7 protein-coding genes are annotated in these 8,918 nt (G+C 42.1%); 2 read left to right on the top strand and 5 right to left on the bottom strand.

The window, feature by feature from the left end:
* Positions 1 to 190: 190 nt before the first annotated feature.
* Positions 191 to 2,716, top strand: a complete 2,526-nt coding sequence (locus JGK14_RS32805; protein WP_293327897.1) for a DNA/RNA non-specific endonuclease — start codon at positions 191 to 193, stop codon at positions 2,714 to 2,716.
* Between the two features lie 139 nt (positions 2,717 to 2,855).
* Here the strand turns inward: JGK14_RS32805 and JGK14_RS32800 are convergent, their stop codons facing one another.
* Positions 2,856 to 3,464, bottom strand: a complete 609-nt coding sequence (locus JGK14_RS32800; RefSeq protein WP_293209142.1) for a pentapeptide repeat-containing protein — start codon at positions 3,462 to 3,464, stop codon at positions 2,856 to 2,858.
* A 71-nt stretch (positions 3,465 to 3,535) separates the two neighbouring features.
* Here JGK14_RS32800 and JGK14_RS32795 point away from each other — a divergent pair, with 71 nt between their 5' ends.
* Positions 3,536 to 5,140: a DNA/RNA non-specific endonuclease gene (locus JGK14_RS32795; RefSeq protein ID WP_293232311.1), complete on the top strand. Its 1,605-nt coding sequence runs from the start codon at positions 3,536 to 3,538 to the stop codon at positions 5,138 to 5,140.
* A gap of 90 nt (positions 5,141 to 5,230) precedes the next feature.
* Here the strand turns inward: JGK14_RS32795 and JGK14_RS32790 are convergent, their stop codons facing one another.
* The 4 genes from JGK14_RS32790 to JGK14_RS32775 form a co-directional block, all read right to left on the bottom strand.
* Positions 5,231 to 5,911 carry a pentapeptide repeat-containing protein gene (locus JGK14_RS32790; protein ID WP_194070886.1) on the bottom strand — a complete coding sequence of 227 codons (681 nt, stop codon included), beginning with the start codon at positions 5,909 to 5,911 and terminating at the stop codon, positions 5,231 to 5,233.
* 150 nt (positions 5,912 to 6,061) lie between these two features.
* Positions 6,062 to 6,769, bottom strand: coding sequence for a pentapeptide repeat-containing protein (locus JGK14_RS32785; protein WP_293232316.1), 708 nt, complete (start codon positions 6,767 to 6,769; stop codon positions 6,062 to 6,064).
* A gap of 11 nt (positions 6,770 to 6,780) precedes the next feature.
* Positions 6,781 to 7,886 (bottom strand): IS630 family transposase gene (locus JGK14_RS32780; protein ID WP_293232318.1). Its coding sequence is split into 2 segments (ribosomal slippage): positions 6,781 to 7,454 and positions 7,454 to 7,886, totalling 1,107 coding nucleotides; the frame shifts between segments, so codons are not numbered across the junction.
* A 79-nt stretch (positions 7,887 to 7,965) separates the two neighbouring features.
* Complete coding sequence (locus JGK14_RS32775) at positions 7,966 to 8,607, bottom strand: pentapeptide repeat-containing protein (RefSeq protein WP_293209044.1); 642 nt, start codon at positions 8,605 to 8,607, stop codon at positions 7,966 to 7,968.
* Positions 8,608 to 8,918: the final 311 nt, after the last annotated feature.

The following is an 8,918-nucleotide window of genomic DNA, read 5'->3' as shown; positions in this document are numbered from 1 at the left end:
TAGGTATAATATTTGACATCCATACCGAAACATTAACCTATTCATATTCACTCATTTATTTATTATACATCGCTGATGTTATTAAATTTTCATTCCTTATTTTCCTAATGGTTTTGACCAAGCCGCTCCCAGTTATCGTACTGCTTTGTCGAGCTATATAGCTCCCTACCTCCAAAGCAACAAACCATTAGTGCTTCTGCCTGACTGGTCTCAAAATAATGAGTCAGCTATTCCCGATTCTGGCTTCACGGAGGCAGCAGCAGATAGTTTCTTTGCCTCGCTGGTGCAGCTAGATCAATCGCTAGGAGGTGGTGCTAACTTCGACAGCCAAGGGAATTTTGTTCGCTCTCAGGGGGCAATTTTCAATTCGCCACTGCACTTTGTTGGCTTCAGTCGGGGGACTGTGGTCAATAGCGAAATCATTCAGCGTGTAGGGACTTACTTCCCTCTAGCTGGCGGGAAGGAGAATTCTCTGTTTCGCGACCTCCAGATGACTACATTAGATCCTCATGATTTTGACCAACCAAGTTTTTCGGTACAGTTACCATTTCTAGGAGAAGCGGGATTTGCAGATTTCCGCGAACCGAAGGTTCAGGTTTGGAAGAATGTGACTTTTGCGGACAACTACTACCAAACGGTGCCCAGGCTAGACCAAGGCATTCCACAAATTCCTACGCTGACACCTGCGGGTCGAGACATTCCCAATTTGAGCGGGCCCGATGCTCTGCGAACAGAGATTAGAGCAGGTCTCAAATTTCCCAGAAACAGTGCGGGGGAACTTCTAGGGAAGCCTGACGAAACGGTTTTCTTGGGTACTCGACGCAATGCTGATGGTTATGAAAATAGTTTACCTGGGTTTACGAAAGACGATCTCACTGGGGGAACGCACGGGAGAGTCCTGACGTGGTATGCGGGGACTGCTGACCTAGGACTAACTGAGTATCGCCAAAATTCTTCTAGTACGCAACCTGTTGACCCGATCTCGCGGCGTCGGGGTGATGGGCATTACGAGCAACTATTTGACAGAGACTTTTCTTTCAGTGGAACTCCTCAAGACCCTCGTGTCAACCCCTGGTACACGCCTAAATATAGCGGGCAACCTAACTTTTCTCTGGGTGCTGCTAATGCTCCTAATGAGGGTATTGGTACTGGTTGGTTCTATTCTGTTCTTGGAGGTGGTTTGACTAAAGATCCGAATACGGGTGCGATCGCTAATTTACGACCGACTAATAATGTGGAGCGCGTGCCTCTTTCTTTTGACAATACAGCGGAAAGTCGGATGCGGGGTGATTTTGCGGTTCCTACTCTTTTTGGTGGCAACTTTGATGCTGTCTTTAATCCGCGTAGTTTGTTCCGAAATGCGATTAGTAATGCGATTCCGGGCTGGTCTTTTCACGGCGGTACGTCAAATATTGCGTCGCCGACAAGTAGGTTAGTTGATTGGAGGGATATTCCCGCACTTAACGAACCTCGTACCATCAAGAATGAGAAGGGAGCTAACTTATCACTAAATTACCTGGAACAGTTGGGCATTACTGAACCTAACAATGCCTTGAAATTAACATCGGGAGATAGCATCACACACAATCGCTTTGTCGTGCCTGACTGGGGAACATTACGTTTTAACCTTCATGTTCCTCAACTCACTAACGGAGAACTTAAGGTCTCTATCAAAGGAGATGCACCAGGGTACGACGAATATCAACCTATTGGAGTTATTGTTCTAAGTGCAGCAGAAAATAAAAATTCCAGCTCACAAACTTCTTACCCCTCAGATCGATTCAGGATTGGCTTTGGTACTACAGGATTTGAAACATTTCATATAGATGAGATACCCCAAGACCTGCGAGGAAAATCAGCTACACTAAAGTTTGAATTAAATGGTGGTGAAGTTTTCTTAGATGATGTCTTCTTTAAAAGCACTCACCTCAAATTCGGTAATCCTGCTTACAATGGAGAAGAAGCTCGCCGTGACCCTGCCCAACAAAACAACTACCTATTAGAGAAGCCACAATATACAGTGTCTTACGATAACAACTCTAAAAATCCCAAATGGGTAACTTGGCAATTAAACCGTTCCTGGCTGGGTGAGTTAACAAGAAGCGGTGTATTCAAGTCCGATGAAACCTTACCTATTCCTTTTAGTCCGCTAGTTACAAGTGAGGATTACAAAGGCTATCCAAACAACCTCTACGACCGCGGTCACATGGCAACTTCCGAACAACGAAACCGAGATAAGAAGGATATGTTGTCTACATTTCTTATGACGAATGCACTTCCGCAATACCCTGGAAATAATGTTAGTAATACCGCGTGGCGAAACCTTGAAGAATATTGCTACCAGTTAGCATTAGAAGGTAAAGAACTTTACATTACTGCTGGTGGATATGGAACATTAGGAACAATTAACGATAAAATGATCAATGTTCCTGATTATACTTGGAAAAATATCTTGGTCTTGGATCACCCGGGTTTAGGCATAAATGATATCACAGCAGCCAACACAAATGTTATCTCTGTAATAACGCCTAATAGACCAGCACCAACCGATTTTTCGACCCCAATACCGCATCCGCTAAATGGTTTGTTGCCATCGTCGGAACATCGTTCTCCTATAACAAGCTTGGCTCAGTGGAGAGATTGGCAAACCTGGACTGTTACGACTGTCGATCTTAAACGTCTTACCGGTCTTGACCTTCTATCCAATCTTGACTAGCTCTTGTGCAGACACTTAGGAGCTAAGTGGAAATAGATTCATTACTTGGTATGGCACAAGAGCATTGTGATTGGCTACCTAAATTTCCGTGACTAGGCTGGCACTAATTTAGTAAATGTTCAATACCTGTTATTTTGTACTAACAACTACTAAAGATTGTTCCATCTGGCATTGTGGCATTGTTGAAATTAATCCGTTCTAGCCGTAGACTTATTATCCCACGTATAACAATCCCTTCTGCACCTATAAGGCAAGCATTACTCAGGTTAACATTTTCCATAGAAACATCTTCTAGTTTGCTCCCACTGAAATCGGCTCTGCGAAAGTCAGTATTTGTGATTAAAACCTGTAGCAGATAGGCCCCCCTCAAATTAGCATCTGCTAAATTACTGTTATCAATACGGCATTCAAATAGATGAACACCTGTCAAATAGGCATTTTCTAAGTTAATACTTTCTAAGGAGAGACCACTCAAGTACGCACCAGACAGACTTGCCTGCCAGAAGTTAGTACCATTTAAGGTGGTATTGCTGAGGTCAACACCATTTAAGTTGGCCTGAAAAAAATTGGTTTTATTCAACATAGCACCACTTAGTTTTGCACCCTTTAAACTTGCATAATTAAGTTCAGCATCATTCAATATGATACCACCAAGGTCTGCACCATTCAATTTTGCATGGCTCAAATTAATACCAGTAAAATCTCTCTCACCCCTAGCATACCTTCTGAGTAATTCTTCGGTATCCATAACTTTTGTCCTTAGTTTATAATCATTGTAAGCTCTTAATAATACCTTATTTTTTGACTGAAAGGAAGGGTATGGGTACTGGTTGGTTCTATTCTGTTCTGGGAGGTGGGTTGACTAAAGATCCTAATACGGGTGCGATCGCTAATTTACGACCGACTAATAATGTGGAGCGCGTGCCTCTTTCTTTTGACAATACAGCGGAAAGGCGGATGCGGGGAGATTTTGCGATTCCTACTCTTTTTGGTGGCAACTTTGATGCTGTCTTTAATCCGCGTAGTTTGTTCCGAAATGCTATTAGTAATGCGATTCCGGGCTGGTCTTTTCACGGCGGTACGTCAAATATTGCGTCGCCGACAAGTAAGTTGGTTGATTGGAGGGATATTCCTAGTCTCGACAATTACAGACCAGAGGTAGGGTACGATCCAGCTCAACCTAACTACGCTCTGAGATTAACATCTGGTGACAGCATTACACACAATCAGTTTGTTGTGCCTGACTGGGGTGCGTTGCGATTTAATCTTCATGTTCCTAATCCTAATGGTGGCACGTTAAAGGTTTCTATGAAAGGCGATGAACCTGGTTATGAAAATTATCAACCCATAGGTAACATTGACTTGAGAGTAGCCGATGGTCGAGTCAATCCCGGTGCCTTACCAGAAATAGCTTACCCTATAGGCTATGCTGATACTGACACTAACCGCATTGGTTATGGTAATTTAGGGTTTGAAACTTTCCACGTTGATGTACCTGAAGTATTGCGTGGTAAGTCAGCTAAGCTGAAGTTTGAGTTAGAAGGGAATAATACGGTTTATTTGGATGATGTCTTTTTTAAGAGCACTCACCTCATGTTTGGTAATCCTACTTTAAACGGACAAGTAGCTAGACCTGATGCTGCGAACAATGCCAACAATTATCTGATTGAAAAGCCACAGTATTCGCTCTCTTATAATGAGAGTAACAAAGGTTCTAATTGGGTTAGTTGGCAAATCAACAAAACGTGGTTGGGCAATCTTGGATCACCACAGGGGGGTGGTGCAGAGCCTTACGATCCTTTCCCTTGGAGGTCAGATAGCGCACTTCCCAGTGAATTAGATACAACCGAGGGATGGGAATACCGAAATAGTGGTTTTGACCGAGGTCACTTGACTGCTAGAGAACAGCGTCAAAGAACTCAGAAAGATCAGTTTGCTACATTCCTGACAACGAACTTACTTCCACAAGAACCAGGGGAGAATCAAAGAGGAGCATGGCGAGCGTTAGAAGTCTTTAGTAAGGGAATTGTTAAGGATCGTGGTTGGGAATTGTATAACATTGCGGGTGGATATGAATCGTATAATGACGAATTACCACCCGATAACCCCCTCAATATAGAGAACATTAATCTTCCTGAATTCATGTGGAAAGTGATTGTACCTCTAAGACCTGGACAAGGTATAGCAGATGTAACAGCAAATACACCTGTAATAGCTGTCATGCTACCTAATTTTCCTAATTATCCCGGTACAACGCGAATACCGTGGTTTGATCCGGAAAACATAACTACTGTTGACAGGATTGAAGAACTTACAGGTCTTGACCTTCTCTCCAACCTCCCAGATGAAATTGAAAATATATTGGAGAGCCGATCCTATATTGGTTCAGTGACAGTTAATGATTTTCCAAATGTAGTTACCTAAGTTTTGGTAGTAGCTAACACTTGGCAATAATTGCTTAACTAGCGAGGGCGAATCAATTCTTCCTCGCTACTTTTAATACAGAAAACTTATTTACTGACAATGGTCATTCCTAATACTGCCATCTGGCATAGTTGTATTACACAAAATTGCGCCCCTAATTCTGTTAATGTTAGCCATATCTAAATTGATGAAAGATTCACTTAAGTCTACATTGGTTAAATTAGCTCCATCTAGCGAAGGCTCCTCTAAATTTGTATCTCTTAAGCAAGCCCCTGTTAAATTGGCATTGCAAAGAGCGCTTTGTGTCAAATTAGCTTCGCTCAAATTAGCACCGCTCAAGTCAGTTGCTTCCCATATAGCTTCAGCTATACTTGCCCCGCTGAGGTTAGCTCCCCTTAAGTTGGCTCCTGTTGAGTCAGTACAATCCAAATTTGCCCCACTTAAGTCAGCTCCACTCAGATCGATTCGGCATAATTCGGCAGAAGATAAACTAGCATTGCTAAGATTGACCCCCGATAGGTCAGCTTCAGCTAGCTTAGCCCAATCAAGTTGAGCATCGCTTAAGTTAGCACCGCTGAGATTAACAAGACTCAGATTTGCTTTAGTCAAGTTAGCACCGCTGAGATTGATACCGCTCAAGTCATTTTGACCTGGTTCTAGGTCTTCGACGTATGTCACGTCAGCAACGTTTAAGTTAGCACGACTTAAATCAACTCCAGAGAAATCCCTCTCTCCCGCAGCGTAACGCCTATATAGTTCTTCAACGTCCATAGCTTTCTTATGCAAGTTGTTTATGCTTTCATATTAGCACGCACTTTCACTCTTACCTTTTATGAATAAAATTCTGATTATTTCTGGTCTCCTATCGCTACTCAAAACTGTTAAATTAATATTGGTATAATATTAAATTTATAAGTTTATTTACTCAATCCAATCGGGTCCCTCTACGAATTCTCCCCCTGGTTCAATGGTTTTGCAGACAAAAGCTCCTATCCCACTGCCAAAACCTTTGACACCTGTCAGGTTGGTTGCCACCAAAATAACATTTTCAGTTTTGGTTCTCTCGCAGTCAGCCTCGGTCAAATCAGCACCACTCAAAATAGCATCTCTTAAGTCGGCATCGTTCAGATTAGCTTTTCTCAGATTCGCACCGCTGAGGTCGGCATTTCTTAGATTAGCCCCGCTCAGATTCGCGCCACTTAGGTTAGTACCAAGCATTCTAGCTCCTGGCAAGTGAGCATTACTCAAATTGGCATTGCTCAAATTGAGAGTCATAAGGTGGGCTTTGCTCAAATTGATTCCACTTAGGTCAACCCCGCTCAGGGCAGTGTTATTAACCTTAATTCCCGCAAAATTTCTCTCCCCAGCAGCGTACTGTTCGAGCAATTTACGAACTTCTATATATCGTGGATTTGGAGGCTCAAAACTAACTTCATCAAGAGTAGTATTGCGGAATATAGCTTGCTCCAAGTTAGCAGAGGCAAGACTCACAATATACAAAGAAGCATTACTCAAGTTGGCACCAGTTAGATTAGCACCCATGAGGTAAACTTCATTGAGTTCAGCATTGCTCAAGTTAATATCAGTTAAATCAGCGTTCTCTAAAATAATATAGCGATCGCAAATCATTCGTAAATTAATTAAGGGTTGGAGCGAGCAGCAGTTCCATTGAGTGTTGGTTCAAAAATACCAAATTTGTGTAACTTGGGAAAGTCAAAGCTTTGTTCCTGTATGGTAAAATTGAAGAACCATTTAAGCAAGGAAAAAGAACCGATCCGATTCCCAAATTTTCTCACCCAAGTCTTGGCATGAAGCCAAATATCTTCGACTGGATTCTGCTCCGGAGCATTAGGAGCAAACAGGACACAAGTTAAAGGCCATTCAGCCCGCTCAGACCCTTGATTAATTTCTTCTAGGTAAGCTTTCATTTCTTTATATTTGTGATAGCTGGCTCCATCCCAAATAATCAAATGTCTGGCTTCGGGATTTAAAGATTGTAAGTCTTTTAAGAAAGCCACTGTATTCTCAGAATTTGCCCTTGCATATTCTCGCAGAACAAACTGTTTTGTTAAATAATTTACTGCGCCATAATAAGTTTGTTTTTCTCTCTGATTCACCACTGGTATTTCTATTCTCTCGTTGCGCCTTCCCCAAAGATAACCACAGACATCTCCCCACAATAGATGACACTCATCAATCAAATACACCACAAGCTTTCTCGATTCTATAGCTGAGCGGTGTTCTTCCAGAATTTCACAGATTTCTTGGTGCTTTTTTTTGACGAGTTCTTCATCACGTTTTGGATTTTTTTTTGAGATTTTTTCCAGCTAATTCCCGCTGAATTAAAAAGTTGGTAGTAGCTAGTTTTTGATGGAAATTCAATCTGATATCGCTCGGCTATATAATTTGATAATTCGGATAAGTCCCACTGGTTTTTATTGGTTAACCATTGGATGACTTCCGCTCGTTCTTCAGGCTTAAGTTGTCCCCGCGAACCCTGATGATTTAAGCGCAACCCTTCAATTCCATGCAACGCATAATTGATTTTCCACTTACTGATAAATGGAGATGATACTCCCAATATCTTTTGAATAGTTTCGCGGCGAACCCCTTCAATTAACATGCGGATAGAAGCAGCTCTTTTAAGTTCTCTTGGGTCGGGATTGCTGGCAATAAAATTTTCGAGTTCCCATAAAGCTTGGACTTCATGCTCCACAAATTTTTCTGCCGATTTCTTTGGGGACATCTCAACTCCTACTGAGATTTACGTCCTCATTATTATACATGATTTGTGATTTACAATTCATTTGCGATCGCTATATTCCTCATTCATACCCAGAAATATTGTTCGCAATACTTCCATCTGGCATAATGGTATTGCAGAAAATAGCTTTCGCAAGGAAGCAATCTTCGATATTGGCAGCCCTCAAATTGGCATTGGTAAGGTTGGCATTATCAAAGTCGGCTTCTTTAAGAATAGTCCCACTGAGATTAGCCCCACTGAGATTGGCATCACTGAGTCCAGCTTGATCCAACTCGGCACCTTGAAGGTCAGCGCCAATCAAAAGAGCATTATCCAAGCTGGTTTCGTGAAGTATAGCCCCACTGAGGTTAACTCCTGTAAAGTTACTGCGCTGTGCAAAGGCATAGGCAAACCAAACATTTCTCAGGTTCGCCCTACTCAAGTTGGCATCTCTGATGTAAACCGCTTCCAAGTTGGCGCTTTCCAAGTTAGCTCCACTCAGATTGACCCTCTCAAGGATAGCCCCGTTCAACCAAGCATTTCTCAGAGAGGCTTCACTTAAATCAGCTTCGTCCAGAACGGCGCTACCCAGATTTGCTTCACTAAGATTAACTCCACTGAGATTAACCCCACTCAATCTAGCTCGGCTCAAATCAAGCCCGTTGAAGTCCCTCTCCCCAGCAGTATATCGTCTTAGTAGTTCTGCTTCATTTATTCTGTCCATAACTTTGTATCCTAGAGTTTATTTACAATAGACCTCTTGCAAAAAAGATATATGTTATAATTGGAAGTTTTGAATTAGACATCTCCATAATTGTGGAACAGGCATCCTGCCTGTTATTCACAGGCTTTTGGGAGATGTCTAATCAAGTAAAGCAAAACCTTCTATTATATCAGAAAATTATTTTGCAAGAGGTCTAATAATAACATAATGCTCTGACGGGGTGACAGGTCGTCTGAAAAGCATACAGGGAGATAACTCTAGACAAATCGCCTCAAAAAAGATAGGGTAAGAAAGCTTCTTACCCAAAAATA

It is taken from the genome of Microcoleus sp. PH2017_28_MFU_U_A (assembly GCF_020738035.1).
Taxonomy (GTDB): Bacteria; Cyanobacteriota; Cyanobacteriia; order Cyanobacteriales; family Microcoleaceae; genus Microcoleus.
The sequence above is the reverse complement of the archived record's forward strand: the minus strand, read 5'-3'. Positions and strand labels throughout refer to the sequence as shown.

Excerpts from the sequence above, each read along its gene's own strand:
- JGK14_RS32800 (WP_293209142.1), bottom strand. The coding sequence starts at position 3,464 with ATGGATACCGAAGAATTACTCAGAAGGTATGCTAGGGGTGAGAGAGAT.
- JGK14_RS32795 (WP_293232311.1), top strand. The coding sequence starts at position 3,536 with ATGGGTACTGGTTGGTTCTATTCTGTTCTGGGAGGTGGGTTGACTAAA.
- JGK14_RS32790 (WP_194070886.1), bottom strand. The coding sequence starts at position 5,911 with ATGGACGTTGAAGAACTATATAGGCGTTACGCTGCGGGAGAGAGGGAT.
- JGK14_RS32785 (WP_293232316.1), bottom strand. The coding sequence starts at position 6,769 with ATGATTTGCGATCGCTATATTATTTTAGAGAACGCTGATTTAACTGAT.
- JGK14_RS32775 (WP_293209044.1), bottom strand. The coding sequence starts at position 8,607 with ATGGACAGAATAAATGAAGCAGAACTACTAAGACGATATACTGCTGGG.